Source organism: Alteromonas sp. NFXS44 (assembly GCF_040148705.1).
GTDB lineage: Bacteria > Pseudomonadota > Gammaproteobacteria > Enterobacterales > Alteromonadaceae > Alteromonas.
Map to the genome: position 1 here is coordinate 196,787 of NZ_JAGDEA010000002.1, position 23,681 is coordinate 220,467.

The following is a 23,681-nucleotide window of genomic DNA, read 5'->3' on the forward strand; positions in this document are numbered from 1 at the left end:
TTTTACTTTGTTCTGGTGAGACTATCCACCAGAATGAACTGTCACAGCAAAGGCACAATTTCACAGGAGTAATTACTGAAACCGTCCCTGGCTTCATTTGCTTGACGGCCGGTTAGCTTTGTAAAGTGTAATCGAGAGTGATTTTGGCGTTCAGCAATTTAGAGATCGGGCAGTTTTCTTTTGCGCCCTTCGCGATATCTGCAAACTTATCTTCATCAATCCCGTCTACTTTAGCTTCAAGGGTTAATGCAGATTTCGTTACGGTAAAGCCATCACCGTCTTTTTCCAGTGTGACCTCAGCATCAACTTTTAGATCACCGTTTTGATAACCTGCGTCTGATAACGCAAACGACAACGCCATGGCATAGCAACTGCTGTGAGCAGCAGCAATCAGTTCCTCAGGATTAGTACCGCTCTTGTCTTCAAAACGTGTATTAAAGCCGTAAGGCTGATCAGACAAGGCACCACTTCCGGTGCTCACATGACCTTTGCCTTCTTTACCCAGCGGCTGATAGTGCGCAGAACCAGTTTTAACAATAGACATAATTTCTCCTTTTTCGGGAACAGTGACAGGAAGCCTTTCTGGCCAGAAAGGGAATTCACATTTAAAACTCGCGGTAAACCCATCCCTGGGCGCTCGGCAGCCGCATCCATGCGGCTGACGGTTTTAAATGTGAATTCCCACTCTGTCCACGGCTTCCCCGCACTAACCCCGAATGCAGTCCTTATGCCGCAAGCTATACTTTGTGCTGTAGTCCTTGTCATAAAAGAGATACGTGGAATCGGGCTGTACATCCTCTGCCTCACATTTACTGAAGGTTACTGTAACCCTTACAGAGCCGCTGTACCTTTTTCTGGCAGCCGGTGATTGCATAATTCATATGGAAGTAGTTAGTATTTACAAGCTGCATTGACCGTTGATGCATATTCAATAAAATTACTTTACTCTGTACTGAGAAAATAAATAGCAGATAGTCAGGCTTACCAAGAATGCGGCCGGGACCGCGAAAATATATTCAGAAGGTTTCACGCTAAAGATATTAGCTATGAATATTGTCGATATGCCGGTCACGACCAACGCTAATGGGACACATTGTTTCATGCTTTCAAATTTCATAATCCTAACTCCTGTATATAGATATTTGCAGGCACTAAATTGATGCCCGCAAAACAATGGGAATCAAGCAGTCGTTAACGCTATTGCAGTGCCGCTTGAAAAGATTGAAGCGCCAAGCATTACACCCACGCCTATAGGAGAAAGCACTCCCGTCAAGCTAAGCCCCAAGCCCAAAAAAGTCAGTGCACTCGCAACACTGGCACCGTATATAGCATCGTCACTCACGCCACCATTCACAAGTGTAATTTCAGTTTCCGACAATTCCGTTAATTGGTTATCTTTTTTCATTTGTTTTTCCTTAAAAATGCAGAATCACTCAGGATTAAGTGATACGTCTATTATCTAAATGCTAAGATTTTAAATAACTGTCACTGTGGGACTAATAAAGATCAGTTTATAAAGAAATTAGCCTTATGATTGCTGAAAGCAAGACAGCCGGTTTTAACATTCTGTTAAAGGACTTTGCAGGACGATGGTGATAGAATCGCCGACCGTTTTTTAACCATGTACTGAATAATTGGACACCCATGTTTGATTTGATTAATAGCAAAGACAGCAATGTTAAAAACGACGTGCTGTCTGGCATTACTGTCGCACTGGCTTTAGTACCTGAAGCTGTGGCATTTGCCTTTGTTGCCGGTGTAGAACCTATGATTGGTTTGTATGCGGCCTTTATGATGGGCCTCATTACGTCTGCCATCGGTGGTCGTCCGGGCATGATTTCCGGCGCAACAGGGGCAATGGCCGTTGTAATGGTGGCACTGGTTGCAGAGCATGGCGTGCAATATCTTTTTGCTGCTGTGGTGCTGGCAGGTTTGCTGCAAATTTTGTGCGGGGTATTCCGTCTGGGTAAGTTCATCCGGCTGGTACCCTATCCGGTGATGCTGGGCTTTGTAAATGGCCTGGCTATCGTTATATTCCTTGCCCAGTTAGGTCAGTTTAAAGTGCAAAATGCGCCGGGCTCACTGGAATGGATGCAGGGCACCATGCTTTACATCATGCTGGGCCTGGTCGGGCTGACAATGGCAATCATCTATCTGTTGCCTAAGCTGACAAAGGCTGTTCCAGCCTCGCTGGTGGCTATCGTCACCATTACGCTGCTGGTACATGGTCTGGATTTAGAAGCCCGTACCGTTATCGATTTTGTCCGTGATTTACTACCGGCAGATCAAAAAGCCACGGCCACACTGGCCGGTGAGCTGCCAACATTCTCTATCCCTATGGTGCCGTTCACCTGGGATACGCTGATGATTATCCTGCCAACTTCAGTCATTTTATGCCTGGTTGGCTTAATTGAGTCACTGTTAACTCTCACACTTATCGATGAGATGACTGATACCCGTGGTCGCGGAAACAAAGAATGTATCGGTCAGGGTGTGGCAAACACCGTGAACGGTTTCTTTGGTGGTATGGGCGGTTGTGCCATGATTGGACAGTCGATGATCAACATCAACTCCGGTGGCCGTGGCCGTTTGTCAGGTATTACTGCAGCGGTAGTGCTGCTGGGCTTTATCCTGTTTGCAGCGCCGCTGATTGAAATGATTCCCCTTGCTGCACTGGTAGGCGTGATGTTCGTGGTGGTAATCGGTACCTTCGAATGGGCATCGTTCCGCATAATCCGTGGTGTGAATAAGGAAGATGCATTCGTGCTGTTCCTGGTAACAGCGGTAACAGTTATTTCTGACCTCGCCATTGCTGTTGTTGTTGGTGTGATTGTGTCGGCACTGGTATTTGCCTGGAAAGCGGCCCGCTACATTGAAGCAAAAACCCACATCGATGACGATGGCTGGAAGGTTTATGAGCTGCGCGGACCGGTTTTCTTTGGTTCGATTCATCACTTTAAAGAGATGTTTGATGTAGCTAATGACCCGAATGACGTGGTGATCGATTTTAATAACAGCCGCATCTGGGACTCTTCCGGTATCGATGCGCTGGACAGTCTGGCCGGTAAATACGAAGAGCAGGGTAAAAAGCTGCACATCCGGCATATCAGTTCTGAGTGTCGTGGCCTGCTTACAAAAGCCGATAAGTTTGTTGAAATTAATGTCAATGAAGACCCGCGTTATCGGGTAGCAACGGATAAATTAGGTTAAGCCGGTTAGTTGCGCCTGAGGTTGCCGGGCAGGACAAGGTTGGCACTAAAATGGTGCAATTGCAGTGTTGAGGTGCGTGTTTCCGGAAGCAGAATACGCATCTGAATCGCGTAGTTTAAGCTAACTTATTGATCTGTAGACATTGCTCAAACTGGCATCATACCTGCTATATCCAATACATAACCGTAAGTGATATCACGTAGATATCCACATAGCGTGAAGTTAAAGGCCGGCAAGAGCCTGACGCTGTGTAAGGAAACAATTTGTGCACGTTAAGTGCGTATCAGGCAAAGAAGCCCATGTTCAGTTTATCTGAATGTGGGCTTTTTTTATGGCTCAAAGAAAGGGTTAAACAATGACAACATCAACAACACATCCAAAAGTACTCGTTATCGGTAACGGGATGGTTGGTCACCACTTTGTTGAACAACTGGTCGCCAGTGAGTACCCCTGTGACATTACAGTGTTAAGTGGCGAAAACCGTCTGGCATATGACCGTGTTTATCTTTCTTCGTGGTTTACCGGCGCAACGGCAGCCGATCTGGCCATGACAGATGAAGAAACTTATACCAAGTGGGGCGTTAACTATAAGCTGAATGCCTGGGTCGAAAGCATTGACCGTAAGAACAAAACCGTCAGCACCAAAACTGACACCTTTGATTATGATGTGCTGGTGATGGCAACCGGTTCATATCCGTTTGTTCCACCTATACCGGGTAACGACCAGCCTCATTGTCTGGTCTATCGTACCATTGAAGATCTGCAGGCCATTGAAGCTTCAGCAGCAGAAAGCAAAACCGGTGTGGTTGTCGGTGGTGGTCTGCTGGGCCTTGAAGCTGCAAATGCATTAAAGCAAGCCGGTGTAGAAACACATGTGGTTGAATTTGCGCCTCAGTTGATGGCCGTTCAGCTGGACGGGCAGGGCGGTGATCTGCTGCGCACTAAAATTGAAGATTTGGGCGTAACAGTACATACGCAAAAAGCTACCCAAGTGATTGAGGCCGGTGAGCAAAGCCGCTACCGCATGGTGTTTGCCGACGGCTCACACTTAGAAACCGACATGATTTTATTCTCTGCCGGTATTCGTCCGTCGGATGCCCTGGGCCGCTTAGCTGAGCTGGCAGTAGGCGAACGTGGTGGTATTGTCATTAACAATCAGTGCCAGACATCAGACCCCGACATTTACGCTATCGGTGAATGTGCGTTATGGGACAACCGTATTTTTGGTCTGGTTGCGCCGGGCTACACCATGGCCCGTGCGGTTGCAGCAAACATTGCCGGTAAAGAAGGTGAGTTTGCCGGTGCTGACATGAGTACCAAACTTAAACTTATGGGCGTAGAAGTTGGTTCTATCGGTGATGCACATGCCAGAACCCCGGGCGCACTGAGCTATACCTATCACAACCAGCCAGACGGCGTTTACAAAAAGCTGGTGGTTGATGCGGCTCAAAAGCAGGTTATCGGTGCTGTGCTGGTAGGTGATACCAGTGATTACGATACCTTATTGCAATATGCGTTAAACGGCATTGAACTGCCTGAGCACGCTGAATCGCTTATTCTGCCTTCATCGTCAGACAAGCCTGCTCTGGGCGCTGACGCGCTGCCGGATACAGCGACTATCTGTTCCTGTCACAACGTGGCGAAATGCGATATTTCGGCAGCCATCGACGGCGGTTGCTGCAGTGTTGGCGACGTGAAGTCAGCGACCAAAGCGGCAACGGGTTGCGGTGGTTGTGCAGCACTACTTAAAAATGTGGTGGACAGTGAGCTTGAGAAACGTGGTGTGGAAGTGTCAAAAGCCATTTGTGAGCACTTCAACTTTACCCGCCAGGAGCTCTACCACATGGTAAAAGTGGAAGGGATCCGAAGCTTCGATGCACTGCTTGAAAAGCACGGTACCGGTTTGGGCTGTGATGTGTGTAAGCCGGCAGTGGGCTCTATTCTGGCTTCAGTATGGAATGACTACATTCTTACGCAAACTAATTTGCCGCTGCAGGACACCAACGATACCTACCTGGGTAACATGCAAAAAGACGGGACTTATTCCATTGTACCCCGTGTACCCGGCGGTGAAATTACCCCTGAAGGTCTTATCCTGATTGGTGAAGTGGCGAAGAAATATGGTCTGTATACAAAAATTACCGGTGGACAACGTATCGATTTATTCGGTGCCCGTGTAGAGCAGTTACCTGATATCTGGCAGGAACTGGTCGACGGTGGTTTTGAAACCGGCCACGCCTACGCCAAAGCCCTGCGTACGGTTAAATCCTGTGTGGGCAGCACCTGGTGCCGCTACGGTGTACAGGACTCTGTAGGTCAGGCTATTGATCTGGAAAATCGTTACAAAGGCCTGCGTGCACCTCACAAAATCAAATTTGCAGTATCAGGTTGTACCCGTGAATGTGCAGAAGCACAGGGCAAAGACATTGGCGTAATTGCAACGGAAAAAGGCTGGAACCTGTATGTGTGCGGTAACGGCGGTATGAAGCCCCGTCACGCAGACTTATTCGCCACCGATATTGATGATGAAACGCTGGTGAAATATATCGACCGTGTACTGATGTTCTACGTGAAAACTGCTGACAGATTACAGCGCACATCGGTGTGGATGGAAAACCTCGAAGGCGGGCTCGATTATCTTAAATCTGTCGTGATTGATGATGCGCTGGGTATTTGTCAGGAGCTGGAAGATCAGATGCAGGCTGTGGTCGATGCTTATCAGTGCGAATGGAAAACCACACTGGAGTCGCCTGAATCACGTAAGCGTTTCCGTCAGTTTGTGAACAGTAAAGAAGGCGATTCAAACATTCAGTTTGTAGACGAGCGTGGTCAGATCCGCCCTGCCACAGAGGCAGAGAAAATTTCGGGTACATCGCGTATTCCGGTAGAGCTGGTTTAAGGAGACAATATCATGCAAGCATCTGTAGAAATCATGCCGCGCTGGCACGACATCTGTGAACAAAGTGACCTGGTTGCCAACAGTGGCGTGTGCGCCCTGATTGACGAACAACAGGTTGCGATCTTCGCCCTGAACACAGCCGGCGGTACCAACCTTTATGCAGTCTCAAACTGGGACCCTGTAGGTAAAGCCAATGTGATGTACCGCGGCATTGTCGGTTCTGTTAAAGGTGAAGCCGTGATTGCCTCTCCTTTGTATAAAGAGCATTATTCTCTGGTGACGGGGAAATGTGTCGAGAATGAAGCAGTCAGCCTGTCTGTATACGATGTCCGTCTTGAAGACGGCCGCGTACAGGTTGCACTGTAAGATTCCGGTTTAAAAGGTCTGCTGACCAACATTAAAAGCACAGGTAACTACCATGAATCACGCCCGCGCCACAGTAATTTCAGTACAGTCTGCCCCTAAGAGTGTTGCCAGGACACCAACGCTTGCGCAGACAACGTGCCCTTACTGTGGCGTTGGTTGTGGTGTGGACATCACGCTGGAAACAGCAGGCAATAAAACAACGCTTAAAGCCCTTACCGGTACGCCTGAACATCCGGCCAACTTCGGCAGATTGTGTGTAAAAGGCACCAACCTGCTTGAAACCAATGATCTTAATGGCCGCCTGACTCAGCCTCAGATGGGCGGCAAGCCGGTATCCTGGGACACTGCAACCAGCGCCATTGCTGAAAAAATGCAACATGTGATTGATGAGCATGGCCCGGATGCTGTGGCGCTGTATGTTTCAGGACAACTGCTCACTGAAGACTACTACGTCGCCAATAAGTTTATGAAGGGGTATGTTGGCAGCGCGAACATCGACACCAACTCACGACTTTGTATGTCTTCTGCGGTTGCCGCGTATAAACGCGCTTTCGGGGAAGATATCGTACCGTGCAACTACGAAGACCTGGAGCAGACGGATTTGCTCATCCTTACAGGCAGCAACGCCGCCTGGACACATCCGGTGCTGTTCCAGCGTATGGAGCGGGCAAAACGACAAAATCCGGATATGAAAGTGGTTGTGGTTGACCCGCGGGCAACAGATACATCCACGCTGGCCGATTTACACATTCCGTTGAAACCGGGCACTGATGCAGTGCTGTTTAACGGTCTGCTGCATTTTCTGGCACAAAACGGTGGCCTGGATACTGATTTTATTGCCGCTTCAACCAGTGGTTTTGAGGCGGCACTGTCCAGCGCGGCAGAATATTCACTGAGCCGTGTGGCTGAAGAATGTGACGTGCCGGAGCACGATATACTGGCACTGTTCACGCTGTTCCTCGAACGTCAACGAGCCATTACCTTTTTCTCTATGGGTATCAATCAGTCCACCAGTGGTGTAGATAAAGGTAATGCCATTATCAACTGCCATCTGGCAACAGGCAAAATTGGCAAAACAGGCAGCGGACCGTTCTCCATCACCGGACAACCTAATGCCATGGGCGGCCGCGAAGTTGGCGGACTGGCGAACATGCTGGCTGCTCACATGGATATTGATAACGCGCAGCACCGTGATCGGGTGCAACGTTTCTGGCAATCGCCCCGTATGGCTGAAAAACCGGGGTTAAAAGCGGTTGATCTGTTTAAGCGGATTAATGAAGGCAAAGTGAAGTTTGTCTGGATCATGGCCACCAACCCCGTGGTGAGCATGCCAAACCGCTGTGAAGTCGAAGCGGCACTGAGCAAATGCGATATGGTTGTGGTATCGGATATGGTGACCAAAAACGATACTCTGAAGTTTGCTCATATTGCGCTGCCGGCATCCGGCTGGTCAGAAAAAAACGGTACAGTAACCAATTCAGAAAGACGTATTTCACGCCAGCGCGGTTTACTGAAACCGGCAGGTGAATCCAGACATGACTGGCATGCGTTGTGTGCTGTGGCTGCAAAGATGGGGTTTGCAGAACATTTTGATTACCAGCACCCGGCTGAAATCTTCGATGAACATGCCCGCCTGACCGCTTTTGAGAATAACGGCGACCGTGCTTTGGATTTGGGCGGTCTTAGCGGCTTAACAATTGCGGAATACGATAACTTCCGTCCTGTGCAATGGCCGGTGCCGGAAAAAACAGTAGCCGGCGCGACGCGCTTGTTTGCTGATGGCGCATTTTTCACCGCAGATAAAAAAGCCCGTTTTATCGCGATTTCCCCCCGTTTGCCCGAACAGCAAACCACAACAGCATTTCCGTTTGTACTTAATACCGGTCGCAGTCGTGACCAGTGGCATACCATGACCCGCACCGGTAAAGCAGGGAAATTACTCAAGCATGCACCGTATTCTCAACTGTCTTTGCACCCTGAAGATATAAAAGCGCTTGGACTGTCAGCACAGGAACTGGTTGCTGTGAACAGCGCCTGCAATACCGGTGAGCCGGTTATTTTACCTGTGGTTGAAGATAAACAACTGCGTAAAGGCAATTGCTTTGCGCCTATTCACTGGTCTGCTACCTGGGGCTCTAACCTGACACTTGGGGCGTTATTTAATGGCGCCCACGATCCCTTATCCGGACAGCCTGAACTGAAACAGGGCGCGGTGAGTGTTGCTGCAGTCAGTTTTAATTTACACGGACAAATGATTATCAGCGACGCTGATGTGGCAGCGGTTCTGTCTCCGGCTTTTGATTACTGGGCGAAAACTACCACTGACGGCGGCACGGCCTTCCGTATTGCCAGCAATAATGACACCGGGAGTCTGTTCAGCAGTTTAAAATGCGTGCTCCCCGCGCTCTGGTTACTCGTTACCCGTCAGCATGAAAAAGGGCTGACGGTCATCGCAACCAGTGAGAATCGTTTGGTTTTCGGTTTATGGCTGGAACAGAGCTACTGGGCGTTACCTGATGAGTGGCTGGACAGTTGTCTGCAACAGGACGACATCTCTTCAGAGTTGCTGGCTAATCTGTTGCGCGGTACACCTGATGAAGCGTTCCTCAACGGAAAACTGGTATGCAGTTGCTTCTCCGTCAGGGAAAAAACTATTGAAACTGCCATACAGGCAGGTTGCTCATCTGTCGACGGACTGGGCAATGAACTTAAATGCGGTACTAACTGCGGTTCCTGCAAACCGGAACTGCAAAAGATGCTCGACAGTTATTCTTCTACTCAAACTGCAAAAGCAGTGACACCTGAGGTGATTCTCCATGATTAATTCAGCCATCACAAAACTGCCGCAAATGTTCTTCCGTAAGCTGATGACCGGCCAGCAACGTCACCGTGTCATGCAGCCAGCGACGCCGGCATCCCTGACGGATGAGAAAAAACAGGGACAGGTGTTTATTGTCGGCGCCGGTCCGGGCGATGCAGAGTTGCTGACAATCAAAGCATGGAAGTGCCTGCAGCAGGCCGATGCGGTGTTATTTGACTGGCTGGTGGATGAGTCTGTCATTGCAGAAATTCCCCGTCATGTAAAAACGGAATTCGTGGGTAAGCGGGCTGGCAAGCATTCAATGGTGCAGGATGATATTTGCAAGCGGGTGGTTGAACTGGCCCAGTCAGGATTAAATGTGGTGCGGTTGAAGGGCGGGGACCCGGCTGTTTTTGCCCGTACCTGTGAGGAAACCGCTGCGCTTGAAGCCGCTGACATTCCGTTTGCCATTGTGCCCGGGATCACTGCCGCTTCAGGGGCTTCGGCTTATACCGGCATTCCTTTAACAGAGCGCAACTGCGCGCAGTCGGTAACATTAACCACCGCCAGTTTTAAAGATAAAAACCAGATGCCCGACTGGGCAACGCTTGCAGATACCATGCAGCGTCAAACTGTTGTGGTTTACATGGGATTGTCCCGGTTGAGCAAAATCACGTCTGAGCTGGTGGATGCCGGTATTCGTGAAACCCTTCCGGTGGCGGTGATTGAAAACGCTTGCACTCCCAACCAGCAAGTGATCACCGGCACTGTTTCTTCTATCGCTGAACAGGTAACGTCAGCAAACCTGCAAGGTCCTGCTTTGTTGATCTTCGGAGAGGTGGTAAAGTCTCGCCAACAGGTCTCCACAGCGCTGCTTCAGCAGGTAACCCATGTCGCAGGAATTTAGTCAGTACATCAAAATAATAGGAAAGGGTCAGAAAGGCAGCCGTAGTCTGACCCGCGAAGAAGCATTCACCGCGATGAGAATGCTGCTGGCCGGCGAAGTGACCGGTGATCAACGGGGCGCATTTTTAATGTTGCTCCGTACCCGCGAAGAAACCCCCGAAGAAGTCATTGGTTTTGTTCAGGCATGCCATCAACTTATCCCGCAAGATTTAGCCACACTCAAACCTGACGTAGATATTGGTTGTTATGCCGGTAAAAGACGCCAGTTGCCCTGGTACCTTTTATCTGCAGCTTTGCTGGCAAAAACAGGCAAACGGGTTTTTCTGCACGGTGCCCATGAACCCGGTTCCGGTCGGTTATATGCCAGCCACGTGCTGCCAACGCTGGGCTTACAGGCTGTAACATCAATCAGCGAAGCGAAGTCTCAACTGGACAGCTTCAATGCCAGCTATCTGGATTTAGGCGTGGTTCTGCCGCCGCTGAATACGTTAATAAAGCTCCGCGAAGTTTTTGCGCTGCGTTCCTGTGCGAATACGTTGGCGCGGTTACTGAATCCTACGGTAGCCCCGTATTGTGTGCAGGGTGTTTATCACATGCATCTTGACCACAAACACCGGCACGTCAATGAAGCCTTCACTGCGTGGGATTCATTGTGTTTCCGTGGGGATGGTGGCGATCCGGAAGTGAACAGTGAAAGGCCTACGGATTTGTTTATTACCCGTAATGGTGAAACGGAAACGGCGGTGTTACCTGCTTTTACGGAAAAGTGGGCTATGAAAGACAGGGAAATGGACATTGCTGATATGCTGGCTTTCTGGCGCGGCGATATTCAGCATCAATATGGTGAGCAGGCCGTTCATGCGACACTGGTGAGCTATCTGATGCTGACAGATTCCTTGTCATCTGAGGAAGCCGCGAAGCTGGCTGTTACTCTCTGGCAAAACAGAGACAAGCAAGCTTTACCCTTCACTCAGTCTTTTTAAGGCTGAATTTTCCATCTTGCCGTTGCCGGCAACATTCTGCATTTTATGGCGCAAATCAGGCAGTTTAACTGCCTTTTTTGTTAATTTAATGTTTGTTTGCACCGTAATGATACACGTCGGCGGGTTTCTATTTGCATCCCAATTGAGCGCAATGCGCGCTTTTTGTGCACAAATTTGAAACACCCTTTACCTTTTCTAATGCTGAATTTCAATAAGTGACTGATATTAAGGGTTTTTAACTTTTGGCATACCTGATGCAATAGTTAATTTGCGATAGTTACTGCTTATTAAAAGAACATTAATAGTAACGCGCTTACAACTTATTCATGCTCCAAAGTGATTTGGAGTGCGGCAACGAAGCCCACCACCTTAGCGGTCATTCGCTAAGGTGGTGGGTTTTTTTTTGGCAACGAGGAACCCACATGAAAGCGTCAAAACCGTTATTTGGTCTGACAAAGAAAGTAATAGCGCTGGCATCTACGCTGGCTCTGTCGTTGACAATGGCAGGCGCAAGCGTCTCAGCTGTTACAGCACAGGAAATTGACTGGCCCGAGAAAGAAGAACTTAAATTCGGCTTTATCAAACTGACTGATATGGCACCTCTGGCTATTGCGTATGAGAAAGGTTTCTTCGAAGACGAAGGTTTGTATGTCACGCTGGAAGCGCAGGCAAACTGGAAGGTTCTGCTCGACCGTGTTATTGACGGTCAGCTTGACGGTGCACATATGCTGGCCGGACAGCCTCTGGGTGCAACCATCGGTTTCGGTACTGAAGCGCACATTATTACTGCATTCAGCATGGACTTAAACGGTAACGGTATCACCGTCTCCAACGACATCTGGAAGGAGATGGAAAAGCACATCCCTCAGGAAAACGGTCAACCGGTTCACCCGATTAAAGCGGATTACCTGAAGCCGGTAGTCGACAGTTACCGTGAAGCGGGCAAGCCTTTCAATATGGGCATGGTATTCCCGGTATCTACCCACAACTACGAGCTGCGTTACTGGCTGGCGGCCGGTGGTATTCACCCGGGCTTCTATGCACCGCACAAAGGTGACACATCCGGTCAGATTGATGCTCAGGCACTGCTGTCTGTGACACCTCCGCCGCAAATGCCGGCCACGATGGAAGCGGGTACCATTTACGGTTATTGCGTAGGTGAACCGTGGAACCAGCAAGCCGTGTTTAAAGGCATTGGTGTACCGGTTATTACCGACTATGAAATCTGGAAAAACAACCCGGAAAAAGTATTCGGTGTCAGCAACGAATGGGCCGAAAAGTACCCGAACACGCACCTTCGTGTTGTAAAAGCGATGATCCGTGCAGCGATGTGGCTGGATGAAAACAACAACGCTAACCGTCCTGAAGCGGTAAAAATTCTCTCTAAACCTTCATATGTTGGTGCAGACGAAGCGGTACTGGCAAACAGCATGACAGGTACATTTGAATACGAAAAAGGCGACAAGCGTGAGGTGCCTGATTTCAACGTATTCTTCCGCTACAACGCTACTTACCCGTACTACAGCGATGCGATCTGGTATTTAACGCAAATGCGTCGTTGGGGTCAGATCTCTGAAGCGAAACCTGACAGCTGGTATATGGACATGGCGAAGAAAGTGTATCGCCCTGACATCTACGCCGTTGCTGCTAAAGCGCTAATCGCGGAAGGTAAAGCGAAAGCTGCAGAATTCCCGGATTTCGACTCAGAATCCGGTTTTAAACCACCTCAATCAGAATTCATTGACGGCGTAACGTACGACGGTACTAAGCCCAATGCTTATCTGGAAAGCTTTGGTATCGGCCTGAAAGGCGACACCGTACTTTAATTACGCATACGGGAGACGAACATGAGCAAGTCAGCGTCATTAGTCACATCCATTGGATTAAAAGAAGGCAACATGGGTAAGGTCATATTATCAAACCTGCAAGCGTTGTTGTTGCCAGTCATTGGTTTACTGCTTTTCCTCGCCGTCTGGAACGGGGTAGCAAAAACCATCGATACGTCACTGGGCCAGTTCCCTGGTCCGGCACAGGTATGGACGCAGGCGCTGACCCTCATGGACGAACACAATGCGCAACGTGAAAAGGCTGACGCATTTTACGAGCGTCAGGAAGAACGTAATGCTGCGCGGGTAGCAAAGGACCCGGACTATGTACCGAAAATTCGTCTTTTTACCGGCGCACCAACCTTCTTTGATCAAATCTGGACAAGCTTGTACACCGTTATGGTCGGCTTTGTTATTGCGTCGGTCATCGCTGTACCGGTAGGGATAATGTGCGGACTAAGCAAGTCTGCTTACACCGCGATTAACCCTCTTATCCAGCTTTTCAAACCTGTGTCTCCGTTGGCCTGGCTGCCACTGGTAACGATGGTAGTCAGTGCCCTTTACGTGTCAGACGACCCGATGTTTTCCAAGTCATTTGTCACTTCTGCATTCACGGTATCACTGTGCTGTTTGTGGCCAACACTGATCAATACGGCTGTGGGTGTATCTAACATCGACAAAGACCTGGTGAATGTAAGCCGCGTACTGCGTCTCAAGCCGCCTACGCACCTGACTAAAATTGTTTTACCTGCCTCAATTCCGATGATCTTTACCGGTTTGCGCTTGTCGCTGGGTATTGGCTGGATGGTGTTGATTGCCGCAGAAATGCTGGCACAAAACCCGGGGCTGGGTAAATTCGTTTGGGACGAGTTCCAGAACGGCAGCTCAGAATCACTGGCCCGAATTATGGTTGCTGTACTGACTATCGGTGCCATCGGTTTCGTACTGGACCGCATCATGCTGATGTTTCAGCGCATGGTGAGCTGGGACAAAAACAGCGTATTACGCTAATCAGGAGAAACAGATATGACTGCAAAACATCTTGAACTGACGCAGGTAGGTATCGATTTTCCTACCCCGAAAGGCCCGTTCACTGCTTTACGGGACGTAAACCTGAAAATCAGCAAAGGCGAATTCGTATCATTAATCGGGCATTCAGGGTGTGGTAAGTCCACCGTACTGAACATCGTTGCCGGTTTACATCAGGCAACTTCCGGCGGTGTCATTCTGGACAACGCTGAAGTGAAAGAGCCCGGTCCGGAGCGGGCGGTAGTATTCCAGAACCATTCTTTGCTGCCCTGGCTGACCGTTTACAAAAACGTAGAGCTTGCTGTTAAGCAAACTCTGCGTGGTAAGTCTAAAGCCGAAATCAAAGACTGGGTTATGCACAACCTTGAGCTGGTGCATATGACCCATGCGATCGACAAGCTGCCTTCGGAAATTTCCGGCGGGATGAAACAGCGTGTTGGTATTGCCCGCGCACTGGCTATGGAGCCCAAAGTACTGCTCATGGACGAACCCTTCGGTGCCCTTGATGCACTGACCCGTGCCCATTTGCAGGATTCACTGATGGACATTCATGCTGATCTTGGTAACACCGTCATCATGATTACCCATGACGTGGATGAAGCCGTTTTGTTGTCTGACCGCATCGTCATGATGACCAACGGTCCGGCAGCAACAGTGGGTGAAATTCTGGATATTAATCTGCCAAGACCACGGGATCGTCTGGTGCTGGCAGATAACCCGGAATATAACCATTACCGCCATGAAGTACTCACCTTCCTGTACGAAAAACAGAAAAAAGTTGAGCCGGTAAACAGCCGTCAAAAAGATTCAAAAAACACTAAGGCTACATCAGCAAAAAAGTCTGATGCTGCCTGACTAAAGCACACTATTTAACAAAAACAATAGGATAGCTCAGCTGCAAGGCACGGGCGGGCTATCTCTGTCTCAAAATCAGAGGAACACACGATGAAACTAACTGCAATGTACCCGCGCACACTGCTTGCTGTTGCGCTCACAGGTGTCTTTTCCCCGGCTATGGCAGCCGACTGGTATGACGCAATGAAAGAAACCACTGCCACGGCAGCGTTTAATTTGCGGTATGAGGGTGTGCAACAGGATAACGCGCTGGCTGACGCTGATGCCCTGACGTTACGTACGATGGTGGGAATTACATCCGGCAGCTACAAAGGCTTTTCTTTCACTGCTGAAATGGAAGATGTGCGTATTGCTTTAGGGCAGGGCGATTACTCAGTGCCACCGGCCGGTTACCAGGCGGGTGAATATTCCGTTATCGCAGACCCTGAAACCACCGAGCTGCACCAAGGATTTGTACAATATAAAAATGAAGGCCTGACCATCAAAGGTGGTCGTCAGATTATTGCACTGGACGGTCACCGCTTTGTCGGCCACGTGGGCTGGCGTCAGGACTGGCAAACCTTCGACGGGGTAACCGCAAAGTACACGTCCGGTAATATGTCTGCATTTTACGGGTATGTTACCCAACGTAACCGTATTTTCGCTGAAGCGGCAGACCTGGACAGTAAAGATCACCTGCTAAACCTGTCTTACAGCAGCGATATCGGTAAGTTCACGGCGTATGCTTACTTACTGGAAGTGGATAACGGTATTGATAACGGACTCGATACCTACGGCATCAGCTATGCCGGCAGCACCTCTACGGATTCCGTGAAGTGGATTTATAATGCTGAATATGCCACGCAAACCAGCGATACCCCGGCGGCCAGCTATGATGCCGATTATTATATGTTAGAAGGTGGGGCAGTGGTTTCCGGTATCACGGCTAAAGTGACTTATGAAGTGCTGGGTTCAGACAACGGCATGTACGGCTTTTCTACACCGCTGGCGACCCTGCATAAGTTTAACGGCTGGACGGATCAATTCCTTGCTACGCCGGCACAGGGTCTTGAAGACCTGGCCTTTACCGTCAGTGGCGGTCTGGCAGGTGGTAAATGGCTGGCAGCTTACCACGCGTTTGATGCAAATGAAGCCACTGAAGGGGTCAGTGATCTCGGTAGTGAAATCAATGTACAATACGTCACAACTGTAGCTGAGCATTTCACACTGGGTCTGAAATACGGTACGTATTCTGCCGGTGATATTAAAGTGGACACTGACAAAGTATGGGTTTGGATCGGCGCGAAATTCTAAGTCATGAAACCGCAGGGTTAGTACTCTGCGGCGGCAAGTCATCCAGAATGGGGCGGGATAAATCCCGCCTGACACTGAATGGTTTGACGCTGCTGGATACTACCCGGCAAACAATGTCAGGTGTTTGTGAGATGGTTTACACCCTTGGCAAAACAGACTGCGATTTTACCGATTTATACGAAGATAAAGGGCCGGCTATGGCCCTTTTCAGTATGCTCGGCCAGGCCCGTATTCAGGATGGTGCCAGATTACTGGTTATGCCGGTAGACATGCCCCTTTGTACTGCCGCGTGCCTGAAAGCAATTCTGCAGGAGAGCCGCCAGCGTGAGACCAGCGTATATACCAGTGATGCTATCATGCCACTGGTGATCTGCTACTCGCAGCAGGGCATGAATAACCTCAAACAATGCGTTAAAGAACAGCCTTCATTATCCTTGCGCAGATTACTCAATTGTTTCGGCTGCGAAGCAGTAGCCCTGCCACAATTTGCAGACGAATTGATGAATGTGAATAACCCTGATGACTGGCAGCAGGTGCTGGACAGAAAAAGCAGTGAGTAGGTTTGTCTGAACGAAAATGAAAAATTACGTAAAGTGGTGAATGCGGCGGAACCTTATATGATGCGATTCCGGCCGGCTTTTTTTGCATCGTAAAGTGCTCTGTCAGCCTCATCAAATGCCTGCCCAAATGGAGCGCCTTTAGTTGCTTCAGCGACACCGAAACTACAAGTGGCAGTAAACTCAAAACCAGCAAACGAAAGTTGTGAGATATTTTCTCTTAACGTAGCGGCAACCTGTCTGGCCCTGTGTACATTTGTCCGGGGTAAAAGTAAAACAAACTCGTCTCCGCCAAACCGCCCGAACACATCACTTTTGCGTAATTTTTTACGCACACAAATAGCAATTTCTCTGAGTACACTGTCACCCACAGAGTGCCCGTAGGTGTCGTTAATCACTTTGAACTTGTCCACATCAAACACAATCAGGCTGACCGGCTTGTCGTAACGTGCCGCGTATTTGAGCTGCTGTTCAGCCAGAGCTGTGAAGTGTTCACGGTTTAAGGCCTGCGTCAGATAATCTATATGTACTTTTTCAAACAGTGCCCGGTTGTCCGCTGCCAGTGCAGGGACGCACATAGTAAAGTAAGCACTACAGGCGATGACATTAATGCCGAACTGGTAAATATAGGCCTGCGTGTCTACACCAATAACCGCCACTATTGCCGCAGTCAAAACACTCACTGCAGCCAGGCTGATACTGGCTCTGAATGGCGTCTCAGTAAATACAATCCAGGTGACAGGAATAGCGAGAAAAAAAATGAAGCATGCTATCTCCTCTGAGTTAAGCCATTCTGCCGTGATTAAAATTATGCTTAATAGCAAACCTGTCAGTACCAGTTTCCAGATAAACGTCGAAAGGGCTTTCGGGCGATCATAAAAATTAATTTCCGGCATGAATGAGTAACGTGGAAATAAACGGGTGACAATACCGGCAAAGATCGGGGTCATAACCACAACACCCGTCATATCCCCAATCCACCAGGCAATCAGGCTGTCGACGCCATCGTAAGAATAAATCAGAGCCAAACCGCTTGCCGCCAGAATCAGACTGCTGACAGCGGCAATCAGCAAAAATCTGGTCACAAGAGTGACTAAGTTAAAAGACGCTGAAAGCGCCATCTGGCGCTTAAGCAGTAACGCGCCTCCACCATACAGGAACGTGTGCAGGGTGGCGAAGATACTGCCGGAAGCTAACAGTTCAGCGGTATCCCTGGCCGTATTAAATAAGCTGTTTTCCCAGAATGTAGAGAGCATGCAGGCAAGCCATACAGCAAGCGTTGCAGATCTGCTTCCCATGAGTAAGAAAGCTGCAAAGGTAAGTCCTGCAGGAGGAAACCAGAGACTCGCGTGGGGTGCATACTCCAGAAATACGGACAGCCTCCAGAGTAATAACCACAGTGGAAGCAGCAGACAACATTTAATTACAGCAGAGAAATTTAACAAGGATCCAGCACAGCATACGAGTAACTATACTTCCATCATAAAACGACCCTCTTGTTGTTCCAAATAAAACTGGAGCTTTTACCTGAAGACAAAAAGGTAAAGAGAAAAGTACAGTGCTTGTCTCATCGTGTGAGAGCGATTTGCAGACATCCCTCAGCTCAAACAGGCTAAGCCTTGTCACCGCTTTTCAGCCATCCCTTCTCAACGGCCAAATCAAGTTGTTCGTTTACATAGCGCCATAAGCCCGGGGCGGCTTGCTGCAAGTGGGCGTTGCGGGCAAGAATTTTCTCTTTCGCTACCCCGTGACGCACCCAGCTTCCGCCTTCTGCTGCCATGTTCTGAAACACCGGTAATACTCTGTCCATGGCTTTGGCAAATTTAGCGTCGGGTGTTTCTGCAGCTTCAAACTCGTGCCACAACGCCAGCAAGGTTTCCCCCTGGCCCCGGGGAAGTAATCCGAAGATGCGCTCTGCGGCGGCAAATTCTTTTTCTTCCTGCTCAGCATGATCGGCCGCTCCAGCAAAAGCGAACATATCGCCGGCGTCGATTTCAACCAGGTCGTGGATAAGAATCATCTGTATGACACGGTGAATATTCACGTTTTGTTCTGCATAGGGTGCCAGCACCGATGCCATTAACGCCACGTGCCAGCTGTGTTCGGCACTGTTCTCCTGTCGGTCACCATCGCAGGGCAGACGGACCTGACGTTTTACAGCTTTGAGATTATCGAGCTCACGGATAAAAGCGGCCTGAGCCTGAATATCTGTCATAAAAAGCGTTCCTGTGTAGCAAAGAAAAAACGCGCCGTGCGGCGCGTTTTAAGTGATTTATAAAAAGCTTACTGTGTAGACAACCACACGATCAGGTCTTTCACGTCATCCATGGTCATGCCCTGGGTGAACGTTGCCTGATAACGGCCATTCACGATGAATGATGGCGTACCACGAACGTAGGCGCGGTATTGATCCTGCAACTTGATGTTCTTCTTCACCATGTTGTTTACGCCGAAGCTGGCAGCCAGCTTATCGAACTCGGCCGGATCAACATCGTTAACAACGAACAGGTTTTTCAGATCAGCCAGATTTGTTACCGGTGCACGTTGCTCATGAATATACTTGAAGATTGCGCCGTTCAGCTTGTCTTCTTCTTTCATTGCACGGCCAATCATCATGGCACGGGTAGCATCGTTCTGTGCTTCTTCTGAGGCGCCGGGCATAAAGTTCACGTGAATTTTTGTGAACCTGGTGCCGGCAGGCAGATCTTTCTTAATTTCAGCTACAACCGGCTCGAAGCGGTAGCAGTGACCACACCAGAATGAATGGAACTCATACACTTCCGGTTTGGCTGTCGCCGGCTCATCCAGTACTTTATAGTGCGTACCTTCTTTCCATTTAACGTCATCTGCACAGGCCTGCAACGGGATCATCAGTGCCGCCAGCAGAAATAAACCTATTTTTTTCATTGTTTAACAATCCGTAAAACCAAAATACAAAAAAAGAGTACCACAGCAATTCCCGTCCGGGTAGCGTACGCGACAAGTCGCTCACATCTCAGGGCTAGTAACCCAGTTTTAGCGGCGGTTCATGCAGGGCTGCCAGCTGTTCCTTCAGTGCCAGAATTTGTCCTTCCCAGTATTTGTCTTCGGCAAACCAGGGGAATGCACGGGGGAAAGCGGGATCTTCCCAGCGCTGTGACAGCCATGCCATATAGTGCACCATACGCATCGCACGCAGGGGTTCTAACAGGGTCAGCTGGCTGTTATCGAATGAATGAAATTCTTCATAGGCTTCGACCAGCACATCGAGCTGCAACATCTGCTGCTGCCTGTCACCGCAAAGCATCATCCACAAATCCTGAATGGCCGGCCCGCTGCGGCAGTCGTCCAGGTCGACAAACATGGGGCCGTCGCGCCACAAAATATTGCCGGGGTGACAATCGCCATGTAAGCGGATAAGGGTTGAATTATGGTAGCGCTGGCGGGCTTCTTTGATCAGCGGATCGAGAATAGCGAAAAAAGCGGTTTCCAGATGTGACGGCAGCAAGCGGCTGCGGGTGAGTACATCTCTTGGTGCATCCAGAAAGCTCTGAGTATTCAGCTCAGGCCGGTGAACAAAGGGTTTAGCCTGAGCCACACGGTGAATTCGGCCAATGAAGCGGCCCATCCATTCAATCTGGTCAAGGTTGTCGACTTCAAACTGTCTGCCGCCTACCGATGGAAATACCGCAAAGCGGAATCCGCAAGCCTGCTGCATAGTTTTGCCATCGATGGCAAGCGGTGCTACCAGAGGAATATCGGCACCGGCCAGCTCCAGAGCAAAGGCGTGTTCTTCGAGGATCTGCTCATCTGTCCAGCGACCGGGACGGTAAAATTTGACCACCAGGCGCTGACCGTCTTCGGCTTTAAACTGATATACGCGGTTTTCGTAACTGTTCAGCGCCAGTAAACCGGACTCAGGATAAATGCCACAGGTTTCCAGCGCGTCTAAAACAGTATCCGGGCTGAGCCCAGAAAAGGCGAAATCACCCTGAGGTGTTTCACCGGTAGAGGAATTTTGTTGGTTCATTGACTTCCACAACATTGCCCTCAGCATCCTGAGTACGGACACGGAATGATATTTCCGTTACCGCCTCGCTGAGGTTCTTCGGAGAGGTTTCCAGAGATATTGGCATACTGAAGACTTCTCCGCCACCCACAGTCACGGTTGTGTCACCCAAAATGTTGTAATCGGGCAGGCCTTCGACCTGAATGGTATAGGTGTGGGTGTCCTGAGATTTATTCAGAATCTTAATGGTGTAGACGTTTTCCACGTTGCCTTTACCGTTTTCCCTGTACAGAGAATTACGGTCGCGGATTAAATCCACTTCCAGCGGCGTGCGGGTGGCAATGTCGGCAATAAGTAACCCGACCATCAGCAGCAGGACGATCAGGTAGCCTATCAGTTTGGGTCTGACGATATGGGTGGTTCCGCCGGTCAGCCTTTCCTCAGAGGTAAAGCTGATAAGCCCCTTTGGATAATTCATTTTTTCCATAACGCCGTTACAGGCATCCACGCAGGCGCCGCAGTTAATGCATTCGTATTGCAGACCGTTACGGATATCGATACCGGTGGGGCAAACCTGCACACACAAGTTACAGTCGATGCAGTCTCCCAACTGTTTTGTCGCCAGATCTTCATGACTGAGCTTACGGGGGCGGGGCCCGCGTTTTTCACCACGGTTATAATTGTATGACACGGTGAAGGTGTCTTTATCAAACATGGCAGACTGGAAACGGGCATACGGACACATGTGGGTGCACATGATTTCACGCATCCATCCGGCATTACCGTAGGTGCAGAAGGTAAAAAACAGAATGGAAAATACTGACCAGAAGCCGGCATTGAAGGTGAAAAAATCGATAAACAACTGTCCGATTGGCGTGAAGTATCCCACAAACGTCAGTGAGGTCAGCAGGGCAATGGCAATCCAGGCGCTGTGCTTAAGTGTTTTGCGCCAGAACTTGTCGAAGTCCATGGCCCTTTCATCCAGCTTGATACGCTTATTTCGGGGGCCTTCAATTTTCTCCTCGCACCAGATATACATGTAGACCCAGGTAGTTTGCGGGCACATAAAACCACACCACACACGGCCTGCAAATGTGGTAACAAAAAACAGGGCGAAAGCACCGACGATAAATATGTAAGCGAGCAGGGTAAGGTCCTGAGGCCATAACGTCAGGCCGAAGATGGTAAACCGCTGCTCCATGATATCGAGAAGAATGGCCTGATGGCCGTCATAGCGGATCCAGGGGATCACGGCGAATAAACCCAGGAAGATAAAACCGAACAGGCGGCGGAACGTTTCGATGGGGCCCTTCACCGCGCGCACATAAATCTGACTGCGTGCCGACTGGCGTTTATGACTTACGCCGCCGGCGGGCTGGTGTACTTTTACCGTGGATACTTGTTTAACCTGAATTTGTTCGCTCATTAGGCAACCTTAACTGGCACAGGTGTGTAGTGTACTGCGGGCAGTATAACAAGTGTATGTCTGCCACACTTAATATAGATCAAATAAACCCCTTCTGTGCATACTACTCAGGCTTATAAAACCTCATAAATAAGTATGAAAACAAATCTGTTGCACTTGACGTTAAGCGGTTAAATTATCTACAGGGCTAATTGTCTCCAATGATTTATTACCGGGCGGGGAACGGGCCGGGGTAGTCAGAAAACAACAGGAAAAAGTAAAGCAGATGTGGCGTAGTTTTGTGGTAGTTTCAGAGATTGTAGTACTGGTCTTTGTGCTTCGTTTACCCTTCGTCCAGTACATGTTTAAAGACGCACAGGATGTGGTCGGCCAGTGGTATGCCTATGTGGCTACCTGGCAGGACAGAAATGAACTGGCTGAGCTTCACACAATCAGTGCAGCACAACGGGACCAGTTTCGTCCCTTCCAGCAGGAATACGTGGACGGCATTATGGCGAGCCGCCACAATGTGCAAATATTCCATAAGAAATTCTGCGGTACAGACAACATCAATCCTTATATCCACGGTGCGCAACTGGCGCAGTTTTGCTACTCAATAGAGACCACCGGCCTGCTGGCGATGGACTACTGAACGCGGTTCAGCTTCCATTCATCTTTTCATGCTTTAATAATGGTGATTTAGCGGAACAATCTGCTTAATCACTGCTCTAACAAAGTGTCTGCTTATTGTCCGTGCGGGAATTCGCAAAAGAGGCGTGGTAAATCCACTCAAAGCAGGCACCGGATAACCGGAGAATGTTTTCGCCGCCCGCGGGCAACGCGGCCGAAATTATCGGGGAGATGCAAAGCATGAACACATTGATTAAAACTGCACTGGTTTCCTTGACCGCCGGCAGTTTACTGCTGTCTGTACAGGCATGGTCTGCCACCACAGAAATTACCTGGGAAAAGCCGGAGAAGTACACTGATGTACGTCCTGCTAATGAAAGCCGGGTGAAATTCCGTGAACGCACATTTAAAGCGCTGGACGAATACTTCGCCAAACTGGCAGAGAAGCTGCCTGAAAAAGACAAGCTGGCGATCACGGTGACAAATCTGGATCTTGCCGGCCAGGTGTGGCCAAGCAGCTTTGTCTTTGGCAACGCTACCGGCACCGATGTTCGCATTGTGAAACGGGTGGACATTCCGCGTATTAAATTCAGCTACACCCTCACTAACGAAGCGGGCAAAGTAGTGAAGAGTGCAGATGTCGACTTAAAGGATATGGGATTTTTAGATAACCCCCGTACCTTCACCCAAAATACGCACCTGGGTTACGAAAAAGCCATGATAAAAGAATGGTTTAACGAAGAGATGGCCAGCGCGCTGGTACAAAACTAACCTGTTATCTCACCACTTTCTTCAGTGCCCTGAATCCCCGGGGCACAACCCCTTCCTTGTACATCAATTTTCTCTGATATACCTGCATCCCTTTGCTGTCAGGGAGTACAGACCATATGGTCAAAAAAGTACCGCTGCTGGCCAAAAAATTGTCATTTCTTTG

20 protein-coding genes are annotated in these 23,681 nt (G+C 49.4%); 13 read left to right on the plus strand and 7 right to left on the minus strand.

Translation table 11 applies throughout. The features are described from left to right. Nucleotides 1-112: 112 nt before the first annotated feature. Together J3369_RS04070 and J3369_RS04075 are read right to left on the minus strand one after the other, a co-directional pair. Nucleotides 113-544: an OsmC family protein gene (locus J3369_RS04070; protein ID WP_349584086.1), complete on the minus strand. Its 432-nt coding sequence runs from the start codon at nt 542-544 to the stop codon at nt 113-115. A gap of 636 nt (nt 545-1,180) precedes the next feature. Further along, nucleotides 1,181-1,405: a hypothetical protein gene (locus tag J3369_RS04075; RefSeq protein ID WP_349584089.1), complete on the minus strand. Its 225-nt coding sequence runs from the start codon at nt 1,403-1,405 to the stop codon at nt 1,181-1,183. Between the two features lie 239 nt (nt 1,406-1,644). On the opposite strand from J3369_RS04075, the gene J3369_RS04080 reads away from it, so the two are divergent. The 11 genes from J3369_RS04080 (at nt 1,645) to mobA (ending at nt 16,727) form a co-directional block, all read left to right on the plus strand. Continuing rightward, a complete protein-coding gene (locus J3369_RS04080; protein WP_303573792.1) occupies nt 1,645-3,210 on the plus strand; it encodes a SulP family inorganic anion transporter in 1,566 nt (521 codons plus the stop codon). 355 nt (nt 3,211-3,565) lie between these two features. Beyond that, nucleotides 3,566-6,109 (plus strand): nitrite reductase large subunit NirB, encoded by a 2,544-nt coding sequence (gene nirB, locus J3369_RS04085; protein WP_349584092.1) that lies wholly within the window; start codon nt 3,566-3,568, stop codon nt 6,107-6,109. Between the two features lie 12 nt (nt 6,110-6,121). Next, nucleotides 6,122-6,475, plus strand: a complete 354-nt coding sequence (gene nirD, locus J3369_RS04090; RefSeq protein WP_119500057.1) for a nitrite reductase small subunit NirD — start codon at nt 6,122-6,124, stop codon at nt 6,473-6,475. Nucleotides 6,476-6,527: 52 nt separating this feature from the next. Continuing rightward, the gene (locus tag J3369_RS04095; protein ID WP_349584095.1) at nt 6,528-9,299 is read left to right on the plus strand and encodes a nitrate reductase; all 2,772 of its coding nucleotides are present in this window, start codon (nt 6,528-6,530) and stop codon (nt 9,297-9,299) included. Then, entirely contained in the window at nt 9,292-10,182 is an 891-nt protein-coding gene (gene cobA, locus J3369_RS04100) for a uroporphyrinogen-III C-methyltransferase (protein ID WP_349584098.1), read from the plus strand. Before J3369_RS04095 ends, cobA begins: the two co-directional genes overlap by 8 nt. Then, on the plus strand, nt 10,166-11,164 hold the full coding sequence (locus J3369_RS04105) for a glycosyl transferase family protein (RefSeq protein ID WP_349584101.1): 999 nt from the start codon (nt 10,166-10,168) through the stop codon (nt 11,162-11,164). The genes cobA and J3369_RS04105 overlap by 17 nt, the downstream gene beginning before the upstream one ends. Before the next feature lie 500 nt (nt 11,165-11,664). Continuing rightward, on the plus strand, nt 11,665-12,990 hold the full coding sequence (locus tag J3369_RS04110) for a CmpA/NrtA family ABC transporter substrate-binding protein (RefSeq protein WP_349584561.1): 1,326 nt from the start codon (nt 11,665-11,667) through the stop codon (nt 12,988-12,990). A gap of 21 nt (nt 12,991-13,011) precedes the next feature. Next, a complete protein-coding gene (locus tag J3369_RS04115; RefSeq protein ID WP_349584104.1) occupies nt 13,012-14,001 on the plus strand; it encodes an ABC transporter permease in 990 nt (329 codons plus the stop codon). Nucleotides 14,002-14,016: 15 nt separating this feature from the next. Then, nucleotides 14,017-14,874, plus strand: coding sequence for an ABC transporter ATP-binding protein (locus J3369_RS04120; protein WP_119500064.1), 858 nt, complete (start codon nt 14,017-14,019; stop codon nt 14,872-14,874). Between the two features lie 90 nt (nt 14,875-14,964). Then, entirely contained in the window at nt 14,965-16,167 is a 1,203-nt protein-coding gene (locus J3369_RS04125) for an alginate export family protein (RefSeq protein WP_502877408.1), read from the plus strand. Then, nucleotides 16,140-16,727: a molybdenum cofactor guanylyltransferase gene (gene mobA, locus J3369_RS04130; RefSeq protein ID WP_349584107.1), complete on the plus strand. Its 588-nt coding sequence runs from the start codon at nt 16,140-16,142 to the stop codon at nt 16,725-16,727. The genes J3369_RS04125 and mobA overlap by 28 nt, the downstream gene beginning before the upstream one ends. A gap of 53 nt (nt 16,728-16,780) precedes the next feature. On the opposite strand, the gene J3369_RS04135 is transcribed toward mobA, so the two are convergent. The 5 genes from J3369_RS04135 to ccoG all read right to left on the minus strand — a co-directional run bounded on the left by J3369_RS04135 (nt 16,781) and on the right by ccoG (nt 22,138). After that, nucleotides 16,781-18,169, minus strand: coding sequence for a sensor domain-containing diguanylate cyclase (locus J3369_RS04135; RefSeq protein ID WP_349584110.1), 1,389 nt, complete (start codon nt 18,167-18,169; stop codon nt 16,781-16,783). 167 nt (nt 18,170-18,336) lie between these two features. Beyond that, nucleotides 18,337-18,939: an HD domain-containing protein gene (locus tag J3369_RS04140; protein ID WP_349584113.1), complete on the minus strand. Its 603-nt coding sequence runs from the start codon at nt 18,937-18,939 to the stop codon at nt 18,337-18,339. A 68-nt stretch (nt 18,940-19,007) separates the two neighbouring features. Next, nucleotides 19,008-19,631: a thiol:disulfide interchange protein DsbA/DsbL gene (locus tag J3369_RS04145; RefSeq protein ID WP_349584116.1), complete on the minus strand. Its 624-nt coding sequence runs from the start codon at nt 19,629-19,631 to the stop codon at nt 19,008-19,010. Between the two features lie 94 nt (nt 19,632-19,725). Beyond that, on the minus strand, nt 19,726-20,733 hold the full coding sequence (locus tag J3369_RS04150) for a serine/threonine protein kinase (RefSeq protein WP_349584119.1): 1,008 nt from the start codon (nt 20,731-20,733) through the stop codon (nt 19,726-19,728). Continuing rightward, a complete protein-coding gene (ccoG, locus tag J3369_RS04155; protein WP_119500071.1) occupies nt 20,705-22,138 on the minus strand; it encodes a cytochrome c oxidase accessory protein CcoG in 1,434 nt (477 codons plus the stop codon). The genes J3369_RS04150 and ccoG overlap by 29 nt, the downstream gene beginning before the upstream one ends. Nucleotides 22,139-22,403: 265 nt before the next feature. Here ccoG and J3369_RS04160 point away from each other — a divergent pair, with 265 nt between their 5' ends. Together J3369_RS04160 and J3369_RS04165 are read left to right on the plus strand one after the other, a co-directional pair. Continuing rightward, nucleotides 22,404-22,769: a hypothetical protein gene (locus tag J3369_RS04160; RefSeq protein ID WP_349584123.1), complete on the plus strand. Its 366-nt coding sequence runs from the start codon at nt 22,404-22,406 to the stop codon at nt 22,767-22,769. A gap of 218 nt (nt 22,770-22,987) precedes the next feature. After that, nucleotides 22,988-23,518: a DUF3016 domain-containing protein gene (locus tag J3369_RS04165; protein ID WP_349584126.1), complete on the plus strand. Its 531-nt coding sequence runs from the start codon at nt 22,988-22,990 to the stop codon at nt 23,516-23,518. Nucleotides 23,519-23,681 lie beyond the last annotated feature (163 nt).